The following is a 16,560-nucleotide window of genomic DNA, read 5'->3' on the forward strand; positions in this document are numbered from 1 at the left end:
CGAATCTCAGCAAAGTAAGCAGCCTTCAGGATATGCTCCAGGCAGAGGTAGCCAGCAACTCGGACATCGTACAGGCGGTGCATCTGTATTCCCCAGGGCAGCAGGTCATGCTCTCCTCGCTCTATGGGCTGAAATATAGAGCTGACCAGGGGACCGGTGCAGCGTTCTGGATGGACTGGATTAACGGAATGGACAATAGCTCCCTCAACAGCCTATGGACTGAAGCACGCTGGGTGCCCGAAGATATCAGCTCCAGCGTACCCGGAGGCAGCGGCAGTCACCTGATCACCTATGCGCACAGTTATCCCTTTCAGTCCTCCGGCGCAGACAGTGATTTAATCATTGCGATAGACGTGAAAGAGAGCGCAATACGCGCCATAATGCAGAATATGATGCCCCCGCAATATCAGAGCACCTTTATTTCCGGCCCGTCCGGAAAGATGATGGCTGGTTCCGGTCAGGCTCCGATGGCTCAGGGGACCGGCTACGCTCCCAGCATTGCGAAGGCATGGACCTCTCCGGAGGATGCCGGGAGCTTTAGCGAGAACATTAACGATACCTCTTACGTAATTTCGTATCAGACTCTGCCATCGGCCGGCTGGAAAATATTCAGCGCCGCTCCGGCCAGCCTGTTCTATGAGAGGTGGAGTGTGGTCCAGCAGCTCATCCTGGGGATTTGTCTGTTCGCCCTTTTACTGGGCATCGGCCTGTCGGGAATTCTGGCAAAAGCAAACTATAGCCCGATCAAGCGGCTGCTCGGTACAATCAGGGACTTCACCGGCCCTGCCCCTGAGCAGGCTATGAACGAGTTCAAAGTCATCGACTCCGCCTTCATCCGTCTAAACGATAAAGTCAGCAGTCTGGAAGATACCCTGCAGGCCAGCACCCCGCATATCAAACAGAATCTGATCCTGAACCTTCTGCAGAACAGCACTGCCAGTGAACCTATGGCGATAGATCCGGAGTTCCTGGGGATCTCCCTGGAGCATACCCATTTCTGCTGTCTGCTCCTGAATACACGGGGGGCCTACACACATATGAGCTCCACTCATATTCAAGCGGCAATGGCCCGGATAACCAGTCAGCTGGAGGAAATCCGGTTTCCGGGAACCCGTATCATTGCCGAAGAGCTTCCGGACAAACGGATTATTGGAATTGTATGTGCACGTGAAGCATCCGGGGCGCTTGTGGAGCAGATCTCTCAGCTGATGGTATCGGAGGGCAGGCAGCAGTTCCAGATGGAGGTGCAGCTCTCGCAAGGGTGCTGGGTAAGCGCGATGGCTGATCTCCATATCAGCTATTCCGAGGCGCAGACGTTGATGAAATATGCCTATTTTCTGCCCGAGACTGTTATTTTGAAGGACCGGAGCCTCCTGGAGCGGGAGAGCAGTCTTGATGAGATTCCGCAGCCGGCCCTCATGAAGTTCAAAGACAAGCTGCAGGCCCGCAAGCTTGACGAGATCGCTGCAGCTCTTGAGCAGTTGATCACTCCCATGCGGGAAGACCGCTTCCCTGCCGATTATTGCCACTTCATTCTGGCGAATACCGTATTTGTCTACTCTGATTATTTGAAAAGCATCCGCTATAAGCATCCTGTTCACGGACACATGGATCTGTATAACGAGTATATTGCCCTCTCCAATATCCTTCATTTCCGGGAGTGGCTCCTCCATTCGATTACGGCCTTCATCGCCGAGACCGAGAAGCGGAACAGCGACAGGGCACTGTCTACGATTGAAGCGGCCAAGCAATATATCGAGCGCCACCTGTCCGGGGATCTGTCTCTGGATGTTGTGTCCTCCAAGGTATTCATCAGTCCGAAGTATTTGAGTAAGCTTTTTAAGGAAGAGCTTGGCGTTACCTATACTGACTACATCACCGGCAGGCGTATGGAACAGGCCACACGGCTTCTTGCAAATAACGATATGTCCGTCGAACAAATTGCGGTTACGGTCGGTTATGGGACTACAGCTTATTTCATCAAGCGGTTTAAGGAGATGTATGGCTGTACGCCGGGGAATTACCTGCGTACCGTTAATGAGGTGCAGCCGCTGCAAGCAGAGACTAGTTTTTGATAAGGAAGGTATCGCATGATAAAAAACACATTCCGGCGTTATGCCGCCTTAATGGCCGTGCCTTTGGTTCTGCTTGTCCTCGGTTTCATCAGCGGCTGCGCCCGACTGCAGGACTGGCGGTCGGCTGCACAGGAGCCCCCGGACGCTCCAGCCTCCGCCGCCCCCAGGTACACGATCTCCTGGACGATGCACCAGAACCTGCCGGTGCCCGAAGATGCGGAGATGGTGAGGTACGTGGAGGAGAAATTCCAGGTAGATCTGGACATCTGGAATCTGGCGAACAATAAATACGAGACGCTCCTTAATATGAAGCTGGTCCAGGGTTCCGTCCCGGATCTGTTCCGGGTTAGACAGACTCAGGATCTGCTGGACTATCAGCAGCAGGGTCTGATCGCCGAAATCCCCAAGGACATGCTGAACACGTATGCGCCTAACATCATGAGAGCTATCCGGGAATATGCGCCCGCTTACCAGGACTTTGGCGTGATCGACGGCAAGTATTACGGCATCCCTGTCGTCAATCCCACTAATATCTACCGGGTTCCTGTAGTCTACCGGCAGGATTGGCTGGACAAGCTTGGCCTGCCGGTGCCGCAGACGCTGTCTGATTTCGAGAAGACCATCTACGCCTTCGCGAACGAAGACCCCGACGGCAACGGCATCAAGGATACCTACGGCTTGTCGCTGGAAGGGATGAATGTGGTCTTCGGCGCATTCGGACAGATGGTCTTTACCGATCAGCTCTACTTCAGCAAGAAGGGGCAGCAGCTGGTCGTCGGCGCGTTGGAGCCGGAAATGAAGGAAGCTCTGCACTATCTCCGCAAATGGTACCGGGACGGGGTGATCGATCCGGAGTTCATCACCGGAGAGAACAATGGCGGCTACAAGCATCTGTCCCATGCCTTTATCAATGGCCGGATCGGCATGACCTCTATGGGCAATTACTATCACTGGATTCAGGATGGTGATTACATGACCTGGAGCTACGATAGCCAGAAGAATGCCCAAGAAATCCCGGTGAAGGCCACCTTTAACGTGAAGGAATTAACTGCCAAGAATCCGCAGGCCCGGATTGTCTTCGGCCGCCCCTTTAGCGGACCGGAGGGCAAACGCGGCTCCAAAGCCTATGACATGCTGATGAGCTTCACCGCGATCGGTGCGAATGCCGCAAGCGAGCCGGGCAAGCTTGCGGCCATCCTGCAGATTCTGGACTACGTCAGCGCGAATCCCGACCCGGATACAGATGCCGCGATGAAATACGGGGTTCCGGGGACGCATTGGGCATGGGCTGGAAACGCCAAGAAGGAGATCGCCCTGCTGCCTCCCTATGACCAGACCTTCAGTTATCAGAATACGATCGGCACGAATATAGGCATGACAATGCCGTTCATGCCCACGGACCGGAGAGAGCAGTGGGCTTCATCCCTGGGGCTGGATCAGGACGGAATCTACAATGCCCTGGAAGTTGCCACTCCCGCTCTGGTCAGGAACGGTCCTGAGCTTATTAAGCTTAGAAACGAGGCCTATATCGCTTTTATCACGGGAGAACGGCCGTTAGAGGAGTTCGGGATGTTCGTTAAGGCGTTCATGGCAGCGGGAGGAACAGAAGTACTGCAAGAGGCAAATGAATAGTCAAGCAAGCCCATCGGCAAAATTCCGCCTAAGCAATTGGCCCGGAGACAGATCGCTTCATTCTTAATATCACAAAAAGTAAGCACATTGTAGCCGGGTTTGAGTTGACCGTTTCGCATGTGATCTTCCTTCATCCGCTGAGAACGAAAGCGGTTGAGCGTGCGGAAATCCAAAAATCTGGACATATCAGCGATTGGAACAACGTTTCGTTCGCGGAGTGTCCTCACCAAGCACAATCGCCTATCCAACTCCAAAAAGAAGGAGTGTCCCAGCCATTTCTGATGGCTTATGGGACACCCCCTTGCGTTAAAGGAACTCATCAGTGCGGATCAGACCCAGTCTTCTCGCTTCCACAATGGCTTCTGATCTTGAACGTACGTTCAGCTTCTCAAAAATACGGGTCAGGTTGTATTCAACGGTCCGCTGGCTCATCAGCAGCTTGGTTGCGATATCCTTGTTGCTGCTTCCGCTGGAGACCTCCTGAAGGATCTCCTGTTCGCGCTCATTAATCGAAACTTCCTCCATTAATTTTTCTTCCCTGCCCTGATTAAGACGAATATCTCTTCGCCGCAGCTGCCGCAGCAGGGAGACCGGAATGACAGCCTCGTCCCGGAGGGCGCAGCGGAGTGCATTCAATAATTGTTCACGGGTGGATGTCTTGCTGACCACCCCGCTGACTCCTGCTTCCACCAGCACATTAAAGTTAGGACTGATCTCGTACCCTGTATAGATAAGAATACGGCTGTCAGGCCTGGTTCGCATAATCCGCTTCGTCAATTCGATACCATTAATTACAGGCATATTCAAATCAAATAACAGGACATCGAAGTCCTCCTGCTCAATCAGCTCCAGCGCTTCCATTGCCGAAATCAGTACCGTGACTTGCATATCGGGGTCCTGCTCAATCATATTTTTGGTTCCTTCACCAACGGAAGGATGATCGTCTACCAGTAAAATCCGTACCATCCTGTCTCCTCCTTGCTTTCACTATGCTTCCTGACTCAATCTTGCTGCATCAAGCGGCAGGACAATCCGTACTTCAAGTCCTTGACCCGGCGCTGACTGAAATGTGATCTCACCTTCAAGGCTGTTCACCCGTTCCTTAATACCCGATAAGCCCATATGGTGATAGGAATCCTGCAGCTCCTCCAGCTTGAGCCCGATTCCGTTATCTTTATAAGTAAGCAGGATATCGTGATTCCTTTCCTGCCCGAGCGCAATCCTAATGGTGGATGCTCTGGCATGCTTGCTGGCGTTGCGCAGCAGCTCCTGGACAATCCGGTAAAGGGTAAGCAGCTGATCGTCATTAATATCGGCCGTGAACGTTCCCGGATGAAAATCAACTACAAAATCAGACCGGATCTGGGCCTGCTCGAATAGTCCCCGCAAGGCTTCGATAATGCCCATCTCCTGAAGCAATGGAGGCCTCAGCTCATTGCAGGTCTCACGGATCTGGTGAATGACATCAAGTAAACCCTCCTTGATATTATCCAGCTTCTGGTGCAGCTCCGGTCCCATTTCATGGTCAAGCATAGCCGATTCCAGGTTGCGGTACCAGATCAGCTGATCCTGAAGTGCGGAGTCATGCAGATCGGAGGCTAGCTTCCGCCGCTCCTTCTCAGACAGCGTAAAGATTAGCCTGGAAAGCCAAGGCGATGAAGCATTTCCATTCTTTTTGCGGAATTCGGCCTCCAGCTCTTCCACCAGGCTCTCCACCAAATATAAGTTCTCATAGACAATCGCGCTGTAGTTGGCAAGCGTTCGCAGCCAGGCCAATTCATCCAAATTGTATTTGGTCCGGCTTCCCTTGTCGTCCAGCCACAGGATATGCAGCAGATTGAGCTTCTTTCCCGCAACGACACCAATTCCGCGCTCCAGACTGAAAATCGTACCCACATCCAGCTTTCCTGCAGCAGACTGGATAGCGGCAATCAGCGAGTCCCGGATACCGTCCAGCGGTTCACTCAGCGTCAGCTCCTGCAGCCGGTTCGTATCCACCGTAACAAAAACAGCTTTTTTTACCGGCAGCACCTGATAAATTTCCTGCTCCAGCACCCGTTCCAGATCCGCACGCTTCATGACGCGGGATATCCTGGCCGAGAAGCGGCCCAGGCTCCCCTGAAAATTATGCATATCCTTATTCAGGCTTGGCCGCAGCTTCAAATCGGCGTATTCCTTCAGAAAAAGCATCATAATAATAAGCAAATAAGAAACAAGGAACAGCTGCCCCCATCTTACCCAAAATTGATTATGCTGGGTCAACAGAAGAGAGGAGAGCACCGAAATGACGACTGTCGGAAAAAAAGCAATGCATGCATAGTAAAAAAAACGGTTCAGCAAAAAATCAACATCAAACAGCTGTTTCGTCGTGAACATATACAGATAGACCAGCGGAATGATTAACAGAAAGATCGCGGAAATTTCCGACGACAGAAAAGCTGCACCAAACAATTTCGGAATCGCAAACAAACAGATAAACGGAGCGAACCCTGATACATGTCCGATCAGAATAAATTTGAACAGTGAACGCATAGGACTGTTTTGTTTGCGGTGCAGGACGAACTTCTGAATCAGCCTAATCACAATATAAATATTGATTCCGGCAAAGTAGAGTGACATCAATGCCGAATTATAATCGCCCAATCTGCTTCTGAAAAACACCCTGGTGATTTCTATGACATTGATGGCAGCTATTATGAGATAGAAAATCCGCATAGTGTAGCAGCCTGCAAACTTCTCCTGGAAACGTTCCAGATATAATTTTAGAAATTCAAGAAAAAAAATGGGGACTAAGGACATGGTAAAAAACAGCAGCACCCTCCCCATAGGATCAGCCCGCCCTGAAGAAAAAGAGCTGAAATAGGCCAGTCCTATGGATAAGAAGAATAAAATAAGCTGAATGGCCGCCGGGTCCGACTTTTTCCTCCGGTATACTACGATAGATAACCCCGAGAACATTAGTAGCGCTATCCACGGTAATATTAGATGAGTCAACAGCTCTTCTCTGGATAACTGTAGGTTAACATCAAGGGTTATCCGCTTTAGAATTCCATCCGGTCCCGCCCGGTCCAGAACAATGGATGACGCCTGTTCAAGCGAGTCGAACATACGGATGGGATAATAGTCCTTTGCCTGTTGACCATTTACCTCCACGATATGATCCCCGGTATATATTCTCCCGAATCCCCAATAGTTCCGTGAGGAGCTCTCTGATACTATAATCTGTCCCTGATTATTCTCCGCAACCGTTACTCCCAGATACGGATGAGTATAAATCGATATCGTTAGGTATCCGGCTATCAGGCTCAGCAGTAAGACAAAGAGCGCAATCTTAAGGTGATGTTTCAATATAGTCCCTCTCCATCTATTGATTAACAACGATTTATAGTTTAGCCCCAGAGAACAAGACGCATCGGATTCTCGGTCAGCTCATCTTTTGCTTTGAGTACATCCATAAGTGCTCTCTGCTCCAGTGCGCTCATACCCGCCAATTGGAGTTGCCCCCGATTGCCATTCATCCATTCTCCGGAGTTGCTCATAATATTCTGGAACATTTCTTTTACCATTCCAAATCCCTCCAATTGGGTTGTTGTTAAGAGATCATTTCTCTTAATCCCAATATACAGGCCATTTCAAAGAATGGAAACGATAACCAGTCCAGTATTTCACGCAAATCGAATTGCGGTATGTTGCGTGGTAGAGCTGCAAAATTGCGGTGCGTACAACTGGCATTTATTCGGCAAAGGATAACATCATATCTTTCCAATAAGGGGTAGGGTTCAGCTGCTCGACATATTCCAGATAACGGTAATAATGCGTCCTCATCCGAAAAGAGGTGTAGATCAGGGTACCCGTCGAGGCGATAATCTGCTCCAGCTCCTGCCGGCGGTCCGCCACATCAGCGAAATCAAGCCTGCCCTCAAAATAGTCGGTAATCCACTCCTCCTCACCGGCTACGGCCTCCAGCAAATACAACGTCGGCAGCGTCTTTTTCCGGTTCAGGAAATCATTTTTGTCGTCCCAATTCAGCAGATCCCGGATATCATTTTTGATCTGGGCGGCGATTCCCAGCTCCTCCGCATATCGTTTAACTTCCTCGCGCCATTCTCCCGTTGCCAGGACCGTGCCGATCATGGCCGCGGTAACCAGCAGCGCTGCCGATTTTTGCGTTACCATACGGATATAATCCTCTTCGGTGTGCACATTGTTATACAAATCCGTCATCTGCCCGTTCACCGCCGTAATGATTCCCTGATGTATGAGCTGAGCTGCCAGTTGCCGCCGTTCGGCTGAAAAACCGGTAGACAGCATCATCTGGCCAGACAGGGACAGCATGCCTATGCCTATATTCAAGGCGATTCCCGGGGGAAGCTGGTTCCAGGCCATTTTGCCGTTATCCTGATCCTGAATATCATCAATAATATCCAGACTCAGAATCATTAGTTCAACCGCTGCAGCCGCTTTGTAGATATCCTTCATATCCTCGCCTTTGAACATCCGGTAATGAAGTACTGTCATTTTGCCGAAGAGCATCGCTTCCTGCAGTTTATCTTCAAGACATGCCAGGGCATGCCCGTAGAGCTCCGGAACACTGAAATAGCTTCTCAGGGCCTCCCGCAGCTCCGACTCCAGTCTATCCACCACTTGCTCCACTCTCTGTCCCCCCGCCTCATCATCATTAAAAAACCCGCAATATAATATATTCCATATCTATAAAATATCACCTTCCGTATCAACGATGAAAATATAAAAAAAGCCGGCTCCACCTGCTAGTCAGGGGGTAAGCCGGCTTATCTAGACCTCTCTCGTATGGTCGCTTCGCAGCTGATCATCAAGCATAAACACAATTTCTTCATCGGGCATGCCGTACAGCCGCCCCAATCTAACAGCTTCGGCGAGATTGTGTTCAACCTGCACCCGACATAAGTCACGGGCATCCTGAATCGAATCTGCCTTGACAAAGGTGCCGATCCCTCTTCGTACCGATAGCAGCCCTTCCCGCTCCAGATCAGCATACACCCGGCGGACAGTCACCAGGCTGCAGGCCAATTGCTCTGCTAATTCCCGTAATGACGGCAGGGGTTCGCCATCCGGCAGTATTCCGCCGGCAATCAGATGGCGAAGCTGTTCCCGGATTTGCACATAGATCGGCTCACTGGATTGCGGTGCTAACGATATCGGCAAATATCTCATTCTTCTTCGCTCCCCGCTCTGCTGTCCGCGTTACTTGGCCCGGACTTCCCGTTCAAAAATCAGCTCGAAGTAATTCGCCGTCCCGAAGCCCTGAGTATTGGGAGCAAAAATCTGCAGCAGCCTCCAGCCCTGTGCAGCATGTTCGTGGACAACCCCGTGATAATCCTGTACAGGCTTATTTTCAATGATCCCGCGTAAATCAATTCTCACAAACTGGTATTCAAGCATCCCTACTTCTCCTCCCGGTATATAAGACTGGCCAAGATCACATCGTAATATCCGTCAAGTCCAAGCAGCTCGTGGGCCGCCTTATCATAAAAGGTCATGACCGGAACAAGCGGCACCCCCTGCTCCTGAGACAAGGAGACAAGACGCTCTGTCCACCGGCCGCCCTCAAGCAAGGAGAGCCGGTATCCGCGTTCCCCGAACAGCCGGTTGCTCCGCTGCAGATTGGCAGAGATAAAGACAGCCAAATCCCCGTCGCGAACGTCCAGTTCTGTTGTAAACAGGATCTGCACCCAGCCGGAGTCTGCTACTTCTTTGACATAATCGACAAACTGCCCGGAAGGACTGCAATAAAAAACCTCATACCGGCCGCTAACCCGGTTCTTGGATACAAAATATAAATCAAGCGAGTCGAGCTGCTCTGCGGTCCCCCATTGCTGTAAATGCCCGTAATCCCAAAACGGCAGCCTGGAGTCATTCCCCTGGGCTATCCCTGCAGCGAGCTTCGCCATCACCGGATGCTTCAGCGGATCGATTCTCTCCAGGCCGGTCCGCTCTGCGCCGAAATACCGCTTGGCCGGAGTGACCGCTCCGTTCATCTGCGTAAACAGATTGCGCAGCATTTTCATTCTTGCCCGGGTAAGCACCTCAAGCTGCGGATAATGATTAGAGTTCTGATGATAGGTCATCGCCAGATGCTCGTCATTGATATCCTGGTCTGATCTCCAGTCCATATATTTGATTGGCATGCATGACACATCCTTCTTCTCGTTATAAGAGCTGCTGTACGTCATGGAAACGGATGTGGGCTGCAGTTCAACAGCTGCGGTGAGATGGGCTCGGCCCGCAGTCCCAGCTTCACCGGCGTCTCATAGATCCGCTTGCTGGTAATCAGCCTTTCATTCTCGCTGCGAGGCAGCTGGACCGTTCCCGGAACAATCATTTTAACGACATGCATCCCCAGTTCCCGCACATCGTCTGTGGTCAGATCAACGCACAGCACTTCCAAACCCTGCTTGGCAAATTGATTCACAAGATACTCAAGCTGCTCCGCCTCACTCCCTTCAGAGATCGGGGGCGGGGGCGGCACGCTTCTCACCTCAGAGGAAGCAGCGGTAAACATCAGCTCCTCATAGGCAAAGGGCTGTTCATAGTACGGCAGCCTCAGACCGTAATCAGTTACCTGATGCGGCAGAAGCGACGGAATGCTCTTGGAATAGATCTGCATCTTGTTGCCGATGAACAGCTGGCTGATCTCCATGAGCGCCTTACCGATTGCGCCTTCCATCGACAGTCTCGCCGAGCCCCCGACCGATACTTTACCGTCCCGGGTCATAAGCAGCCCGAATACAGAGGGAATGCCGAGGTCACTGGTCGTATCCATAACCGTAAGGTCAAACCTGTTCCGGTCCAGCAGCTCCTGAAACGGACGGGCAATGGCCGAATGGCGGATGTCCAGCCGCGGCAGAGACAGCGAGTTATACCACATGATCATAAAAGCATCCCGCTCAATGATCTCCAGCAAGCCGCTAATCATCGCTTGCTCAAGCGTCGCCCCGGCAGCAGAACCAGTCATCAGGCCGAAACAAATGGCTTCTTCCTCTGCGCTCTGGGGGAGATAGGAGTCCCAGGCGACGGCCGCAGGCACCCATTTCCGCTTGTTCGCGGTGAGGCTGTACCCCTCAACCCAGCGTACCCGGGTATGCTCGGTAAATGGCCGGTACGGGAACTGCCATTGCTCATATTGCTCCTTCGTGAAGAGCGGCAGCTCATCCGGATGGAGCGCGCGATCCCCAAGCTCCTTCCAGGACGCCAGCTGCAGGCGCTCCGGGATAACATAAGCAGCGCAGTAGCGTTCGATTGCTTCTGCAACGGCCGACACACTTGCTTCCTCCAGCGTAAATCCCATTCCGCTGGCAAAAAAATCAATCAGGCCATGCTGGCCTTCCGCCAAAAATTTCGGATTGGCGGGGGCAGCAAGGCTTAAGTATAACGCCGGATCTCCGGGATCCGGGCTTATATTCATCAAGCCTTTTACCATTCCCCCATGCGGGCTGATGGCTTTGCGCAGGTAATCCGGCAGAGTATCCTGCCTGCCGGGAAAGGACTCAGCATAGCCGGCGGCCGGGCTCCCTCCCGAGCGGCTTACCAGCCGGCGGCTCATGATTCAAGCACCAGCCCGGCTTCATGCCAGGGCTGCGCGGCAAGCCTCGGCTCATGTCTCATGCCGCAGCAGGGGCAGGTTGGAAGCTTATATACGGGATTAATCTCGCCCTGCAGATGAAAGGCATCAAAATCAAGCACATGGCCCAAAGACAACGGCGGAAAGCTGCTGGTGTGGCGTGAGATCCATTTTGCCGCCTCTGTTGCAATGATGCCGCTCAGCACCGACCAGGACAAGTCGAATATGGCATTTCGCGGCTCCAGGGGTCTCATACCGTGGGAGCGTTCCCGGCGCAGGACGCATTCATAGCACGCCGAGCAGCCGGGAATGAGAATGGGGCCGATTCTGCCGGCGGAATGCGAGAACCTGACGGGCAGCCAGGTGATGTGATGCTCCAGCGCATAGCGGTTGAAGTCTTCTCCCCATTGCTCTGCCTGGAGCACAATGACCAGCTCCGCTTCCTTGCTTACTTCCGTGAACTGATTCACCTTATCGACCTGAACACCGAGTCCGCTGAGCAGAGCCTCAATAGGATCCGCGGAATTGATGCCGTCTTCAGTGCACAAGATCGTTATCTTGCTCATACGAATCCGCCTCTCTCTCCAGGACAAGACATCTCACGTTCTCGTCGCCTTCCAGTTTGTACATATGCGACTCTGCAATGCGGAACGCAGACTCTTCAATCGCCTGCAGAATATCCTCTTCAGCAAAAAACTTTTTGAAGGTAGAACCGAAAATACGTTTGGTCTCCCCGTTCTGGATCACTTCGGCATAAAAATTCATAACCGCGCTCTGCTGCTGCAGGTTCTCCTCTTCACCGATCAGGACGAATTGCTTGTGGTCAGGACCCAGGTTGAGCGTAACACTATTAATTCTTCCGCCGCGGTAATCGGAATTGTGGCTTTGATTAGACAGCACATAATCGAAGATGAACCGTCCACCCGGCTCCAGATGCCGCTCTACCGTCCCCAGCATCCGCTTGAAATCATGTAATTCTCTCAGCAGGCTGATGCTTGTAGCAGACAGCACGATCAGCGGAAACCGCTCACCCAGCTTGAAATCCGTCATATCGCCCTGCACCGTCTCAATCCGGCTGCTTAACCGGGCAGGCAACTGGGCCTGCTTCTTCCGGCAAATCTTCAGCATGTCTTCAGACAGGTCCAAGCCGGTTACACTGAATCCGCGGTTGGCCAGATGCATTAATATTCTGCCGGACCCGCAGGCAAGCTCGAGTACCTTTCGCCCTTCCGCCAGCTTCCCCGCCTGCTCCAGAATGAGTGCAATATCATAATCCGTCCGACCGGTAACCGCCTCGTAAAATTCAGAATAATAGCCCTCGTACAGATCAAAATCAACACTGCCCGGCATATTCAAATTACGCAATTCCTGAAAAACTCCGAAATACATGGGCTTCTGCCTCCTTCATTTGCAGTTTATATAATCGTCCATCCACCATCGACAACAAGATTATGGCCTGTAATCATCCCTGCCCCGTCCGTAGCCAGGAAAAAAGCGGCCTGCGCCACGTCCTCAGGACGGGCAAACTTCCGAAGCGGCACCTTCGGCATATTCGAACGCTGAAAATGCGGGTCCTGGATCAGCTGCTCATTGGCATCCGTGATTACAAATGTAGGTGACACCGCATTTACCCGAATTCCGTACTTCGCCCACTCGATAGCCAGCGCCTTGGTCAGATGAATCACTCCCGCCTTGCTGGCACAGTAAGGTGCCCGGTTCTCATTGCCGACAACACCGTGCTGCGAGGCAATCATGACAATGGAGCCGCGTTTCTTCCTGACCATGCTTTTGGCAGCCTCTCTGGTAAGGAAGAAGGTGCCCTTCAAATTGGTGTCGACGACGAAATCCCAATCCTCCTGCGACAAATGAAGAGCCGGTGACAGCAGGTTTACCCCGGCATTATTAATCAGGTAATTAAGCTCCACACCCTGCTGCTCCATAGCGCTGATGCAGGCCTCAATTCCGGCAATATCACGAAGGTCCAGGCTTTCGCACTTTACCTCGACTCCATGCTCTTCCTCCAGCGTCCGGGCAACCTCCAGCAGCTGATCCATCAGCTGCGGCAGCTCCGTCAGCACCAGATCGGAGCCGGCCCGGGCGAATTGAAGGGCAATCTCCGCACCAATCCCCCGGCTGGCTCCTGTAACAAGTGTCCACTGTCCGGTCAGCTCCCTGCCGGTATGGACCTGAGCATCCTCAGTATGCGAACGAAGCATGTAATCCGGCTCCTTGGCAATCCATTCAAGCGCCATACGATCCCTCCTCTTTTTTATAAAGATCTCATTGCTTTGTAGATCAGCTTAGGACTCGGCTTTTGACCGTAGAGCAGTACACCGATCTGATAGATTTTGGCCGACAGCCAGCATGCGGCAAGCGTGGTAATCAGCAGGATGCCAATCGAAACTGAGATTTCCATCAAACTCGGATCGGACATTCCTACCCGGGCAAACATCACAAATGGGGTAAAGAACGGAATATAGGAAGTAATGGTTGCAAGCGATCCATCCACGTTCATCATGCTGAACACAGCAAGCACCAGCGCTCCCATCAACAGCAGGGATACCGGCAGAGTCACCTGATTAATCTCCTCACTGCGGCTGACAAGCGAACCGGCAGCGGCGAATAATGCAGCATAGAAGAAATAGCCCAAGATGAAGAAGATGCTCAGCACCACGATTGTTTTAACATCAAGGAATGTGAAGTCAAGCTGAAAACCAAGCAGCTCTATGTCCGTGCCGCCCCCGTTAACCGAAAGCATCAGGCAGGCTGCACCGATAATGATGGCAAACTGCAGCAGTCCGGCAAGCCCGACGCCCAGTACTTTACCGAATAACAGCTGGGTCGGCTTCACCTTGGTAATTAGAATTTCTTTTACCCTCGAGCCCTTTTCCACAGAGACGGATGTAGCGACATTTCCGCCGTAGAGATAGATTAGGAAATAGAGCAGAAAAGTAATGAGATAAATCGGCATATAGGTCGTCGTAATCGATTTACTGCCGGCCTTTAGTTCTTCGACCTGTACCCTCAGCGAGGCGGTAACCCGCTCCTTGTCAGTCTGATTCAGCTCCAGCCGCTCCAGTTGGGACATTGTATACAGATTCTGGACGTAATAATTAAGCTGGCCCAGATAAGCCGAGGAATCATCCTTTTTGTTAACCGTCACGGTAAGCACCGGCTGATGATTCTCCTCCGTGATGGTTACAATCCCCAGCACTTCATCCTCTTTCTCCAGTCTAGCCTGCTCGGCAGCCAGATCGGCCTCCTGAATGACCCGCCACGTATAAGAGTCTGATACCTGTTCCTTAAAGCCGTCGGTATTGTGCACGATGCCGGTCTGATCGAGAATTACAATGTCGCCGTCTGTCGTCTCAGCTGCAGTACTGAGGAATTTAGGCAGGATGATCAGCGCGGCCAGCAGCACAATCATAATTACCGTCATGATTCTGAAAGCCTTGGAACGCAGGCGTTCCATGAAGGAATAGGTAAATACCAGCCCGAATTGTCTCATGATACCTCACCTACCTTTTCAATAAAGATCTCATGGAGCGTAGGTTCCTTAATCTCGAACTTCAGCAGGTTAATCCCGTCTCTGGTCAGCTGCTGAAGCAGTTGATTCCCCTGCTCCTCATGGGCAATTTCCAGCTGCCATTCATGGGCATTTGAAGATATCCGTTCCGCCGGCAGCCCGTAGGACACCAGATGGGGCAACAGGTCGCGCTCACTTCTAAGCAGAAGATTCGTCCGGCCATAAGAGCGTTTAATATCCATCAGATTACCTGATACCATCATTCGCCCCCGCTTCAGGATGCAGATGTTCTCGCAGAATTGCTCCACATGGCCCATCTGGTGGCTGGAGAAAATCAGTGTCTTTCCATGATCAATCAGCTCCTTGACCACAGAGGCCAGCAATTCGGAATTTACGGGGTCCAGTCCGCTAAACGGCTCATCCAGAATGATCAGCTCAGGGTCATGCAGCAAGGCGGAAATAATCTGGACCTTCTGCTGATTTCCTTTGGAGAGCTGCTCTACTTTTTTGTGCTCATATTCCTCAATTCCCAGACGCTCCAGCCAGCGCCTCATGGCCTGGATGGCTTCGGCCCGGCTCATGCCCTCCAGTCTGGCAAAATACACAAGCTGCTCACTGACCTTCTCCTTCGGGTATAAGCCCCGTTCCTCAGGCAAGTAACCGATGCGGGGGCGGTTGGCTGTGATCGGCACCCCTTCCCACTGCACCTCGCCTGCATCATAATCAAGCAGGCCGAGAATCGAGCGGATGGTCGTCGTCTTGCCGGCACCATTGCCGCCGAGCAGCCCGAATGCCTTGCCCGAGGCAGCCTTCAGGGATATTCCGTGCAGCACCTTTGTCTCGCCATATGTTTTGACCAATTGTTTAACTTCAAGTGTCATTGTGTAGTCCACCTTTCTTCACATTAACTTGCCTTCTATACCCCGCTAGCGAGCTTCTTCGCAAATTTGGCTGCATGGTAGAGCAGAACCAGACATAATACTCCGGTCACTATGAAGCTCACTGCCCCTATCAGGGAGTACAGCCGCTGCTGGATACTGTATATTCCCCATCCCCAGAAGCATGGGGTGAACAGCGATGCGAGCATTCCGTAAGCCAGCAATATGGCTTGCTCCTTCCTGCCTGCTCCCGCCAGCGCCATACCTGGAGCTGACTGGGCAACCTTCTTCCGCGGAACAAATCCTTTGAACAGAAGGGCAAATGCCTTGGAGCGGAGGTTCACGATGCCTAGCGCGTGGCTAAGCATCCAATACCCGTCCAGCTTGACCAGAGGGAGCATGTTCAGCACACTGAGTCCCAGATTTGCCAGGCCGTAGTATAGCAGCACCGGCACGTTAATCCCGTTGTAACTCAAGCTGTAGTAAAGAATCATCGCCACGGAAGTCATCAGCCATTGGCTGAATATACCCGCGAACAGAACAGCCAGTTTATGCCGTTTCTTCTTGAAGGTATAGGTGTCGCTCACATCGCAGAACATGGCCGGGCTGAAATAGAAGAGCATCGCTCCCAGCCTGGTGACACGCCCTCCGTAATGCTTGCACACCATGCCGTGAGCACACTCGTGAACGACGGTCGTCAACAGCAGCATGATATAAATCAAGACGTATCCGCCTGCACCCAGCTGCGGTATTGCCTGTATGGAAGCGTCATTGACCAGCAGGCCCATAGCCGTTGCAATGATCAAGACGTAGATCACCATCGTAACCGGGTGAAGCAGGCGCCGGATC

The 16,560-nt window shown here is 52.2% G+C and carries 16 protein-coding genes; 2 read left to right on the top strand and 14 right to left on the bottom strand.

What is annotated here, in order from left to right:
* Together AQR02_RS21895 and AQR02_RS21900 are read left to right on the top strand one after the other, a co-directional pair.
* Positions 1–2,075 (top strand): helix-turn-helix domain-containing protein (locus tag AQR02_RS21895; RefSeq protein WP_159067814.1); only part of this gene is annotated, 2,075 nt, incomplete at its 5' end.
* Positions 2,076–2,090: 15 nt separating this feature from the next.
* Entirely contained in the window at positions 2,091–3,707 is a 1,617-nt protein-coding gene (locus tag AQR02_RS21900; protein ID WP_054942537.1) for a type 2 periplasmic-binding domain-containing protein, read from the top strand.
* 306 nt (positions 3,708–4,013) lie between these two features.
* On the opposite strand, the gene AQR02_RS21905 is transcribed toward AQR02_RS21900, so the two are convergent.
* The 14 genes from AQR02_RS21905 to AQR02_RS21965 all read right to left on the bottom strand — a co-directional run.
* Entirely contained in the window at positions 4,014–4,673 is a 660-nt protein-coding gene (locus AQR02_RS21905) for a response regulator (RefSeq protein WP_054942538.1), read from the bottom strand.
* Positions 4,674–4,694: 21 nt separating this feature from the next.
* Positions 4,695–7,055, bottom strand: a complete 2,361-nt coding sequence (locus AQR02_RS21910; protein ID WP_054942539.1) for a sensor histidine kinase — start codon at positions 7,053–7,055, stop codon at positions 4,695–4,697.
* 41 nt (positions 7,056–7,096) lie between these two features.
* Positions 7,097–7,273 carry a competence pheromone ComX gene (gene comX / locus AQR02_RS32595; protein ID WP_159067815.1) on the bottom strand — a complete coding sequence of 59 codons (177 nt, stop codon included), beginning with the start codon at positions 7,271–7,273 and terminating at the stop codon, positions 7,097–7,099.
* A gap of 166 nt (positions 7,274–7,439) precedes the next feature.
* Positions 7,440–8,360 (bottom strand): polyprenyl synthetase family protein, encoded by a 921-nt coding sequence (locus AQR02_RS21915; RefSeq protein ID WP_054942540.1) that lies wholly within the window; start codon positions 8,358–8,360, stop codon positions 7,440–7,442.
* A gap of 141 nt (positions 8,361–8,501) precedes the next feature.
* Positions 8,502–8,900 carry a GntR family transcriptional regulator gene (locus tag AQR02_RS21920; protein WP_054942541.1) on the bottom strand — a complete coding sequence of 133 codons (399 nt, stop codon included), beginning with the start codon at positions 8,898–8,900 and terminating at the stop codon, positions 8,502–8,504.
* Positions 8,901–8,930: 30 nt separating this feature from the next.
* Positions 8,931–9,128 (bottom strand): DUF4177 domain-containing protein, encoded by a 198-nt coding sequence (locus AQR02_RS21925; RefSeq protein WP_054942542.1) that lies wholly within the window; start codon positions 9,126–9,128, stop codon positions 8,931–8,933.
* Between the two features lie 2 nt (positions 9,129–9,130).
* The gene (locus AQR02_RS21930) at positions 9,131–9,874 is read right to left on the bottom strand and encodes a nitroreductase family protein (protein WP_054942543.1); all 744 of its coding nucleotides are present in this window, start codon (positions 9,872–9,874) and stop codon (positions 9,131–9,133) included.
* A 41-nt stretch (positions 9,875–9,915) separates the two neighbouring features.
* A complete protein-coding gene (locus AQR02_RS21935; RefSeq protein ID WP_054942544.1) occupies positions 9,916–11,289 on the bottom strand; it encodes a YcaO-like family protein in 1,374 nt (457 codons plus the stop codon).
* Positions 11,286–11,873 carry a TOMM precursor leader peptide-binding protein gene (locus tag AQR02_RS21940; protein WP_054942545.1) on the bottom strand — a complete coding sequence of 196 codons (588 nt, stop codon included), beginning with the start codon at positions 11,871–11,873 and terminating at the stop codon, positions 11,286–11,288. Before AQR02_RS21940 ends, AQR02_RS21935 begins: the two co-directional genes overlap by 4 nt.
* A complete protein-coding gene (mpaM, locus tag AQR02_RS21945) occupies positions 11,845–12,696 on the bottom strand; it encodes a daptide-type RiPP biosynthesis methyltransferase (protein ID WP_054942546.1) in 852 nt (283 codons plus the stop codon). The genes AQR02_RS21940 and mpaM overlap by 29 nt, the downstream gene beginning before the upstream one ends.
* Positions 12,697–12,722: 26 nt before the next feature.
* Entirely contained in the window at positions 12,723–13,559 is an 837-nt protein-coding gene (locus AQR02_RS21950; RefSeq protein WP_054942547.1) for an SDR family NAD(P)-dependent oxidoreductase, read from the bottom strand.
* 17 nt (positions 13,560–13,576) lie between these two features.
* Entirely contained in the window at positions 13,577–14,815 is a 1,239-nt protein-coding gene (locus tag AQR02_RS21955; protein ID WP_054942548.1) for an ABC transporter permease, read from the bottom strand.
* Positions 14,812–15,714 (bottom strand): ABC transporter ATP-binding protein, encoded by a 903-nt coding sequence (locus tag AQR02_RS21960; RefSeq protein ID WP_054942549.1) that lies wholly within the window; start codon positions 15,712–15,714, stop codon positions 14,812–14,814. Before AQR02_RS21960 ends, AQR02_RS21955 begins: the two co-directional genes overlap by 4 nt.
* A gap of 35 nt (positions 15,715–15,749) precedes the next feature.
* On the bottom strand, positions 15,750–16,560 hold an 811-nt coding region (locus AQR02_RS21965), incomplete at its 5' end, for a zinc metalloprotease (protein WP_209444238.1).

Source organism: Paenibacillus ihuae (assembly GCF_001368795.1).
In the GTDB taxonomy this organism is placed as follows: domain Bacteria; phylum Bacillota; class Bacilli; order Paenibacillales; family Paenibacillaceae; genus Paenibacillus_AQ; species Paenibacillus_AQ ihuae.

What these genes read in the sequence shown, in the direction of transcription:
- AQR02_RS21900 (WP_054942537.1), top strand. Translation starts at nt 2,091, where the DNA reads ATGATAAAAAACACATTCCGGCGTTATGCCGCCTTAATGGCCGTGCCT.
- AQR02_RS21905 (WP_054942538.1), bottom strand. Translation starts at nt 4,673, where the DNA reads ATGGTACGGATTTTACTGGTAGACGATCATCCTTCCGTTGGTGAAGGA.
- comX (WP_159067815.1), bottom strand. Translation starts at nt 7,273, where the DNA reads ATGGTAAAAGAAATGTTCCAGAATATTATGAGCAACTCCGGAGAATGG.
- AQR02_RS21920 (WP_054942541.1), bottom strand. Translation starts at nt 8,900, where the DNA reads ATGAGATATTTGCCGATATCGTTAGCACCGCAATCCAGTGAGCCGATC.
- AQR02_RS21925 (WP_054942542.1), bottom strand. Translation starts at nt 9,128, where the DNA reads ATGCTTGAATACCAGTTTGTGAGAATTGATTTACGCGGGATCATTGAA.
- AQR02_RS21930 (WP_054942543.1), bottom strand. Translation starts at nt 9,874, where the DNA reads ATGCCAATCAAATATATGGACTGGAGATCAGACCAGGATATCAATGAC.
- AQR02_RS21935 (WP_054942544.1), bottom strand. Translation starts at nt 11,289, where the DNA reads ATGAGCCGCCGGCTGGTAAGCCGCTCGGGAGGGAGCCCGGCCGCCGGC.
- AQR02_RS21940 (WP_054942545.1), bottom strand. Translation starts at nt 11,873, where the DNA reads ATGAGCAAGATAACGATCTTGTGCACTGAAGACGGCATCAATTCCGCG.
- mpaM (WP_054942546.1), bottom strand. Translation starts at nt 12,696, where the DNA reads ATGTATTTCGGAGTTTTTCAGGAATTGCGTAATTTGAATATGCCGGGC.
- AQR02_RS21950 (WP_054942547.1), bottom strand. Translation starts at nt 13,559, where the DNA reads ATGGCGCTTGAATGGATTGCCAAGGAGCCGGATTACATGCTTCGTTCG.
- AQR02_RS21955 (WP_054942548.1), bottom strand. Translation starts at nt 14,815, where the DNA reads ATGAGACAATTCGGGCTGGTATTTACCTATTCCTTCATGGAACGCCTG.
- AQR02_RS21960 (WP_054942549.1), bottom strand. Translation starts at nt 15,714, where the DNA reads ATGACACTTGAAGTTAAACAATTGGTCAAAACATATGGCGAGACAAAG.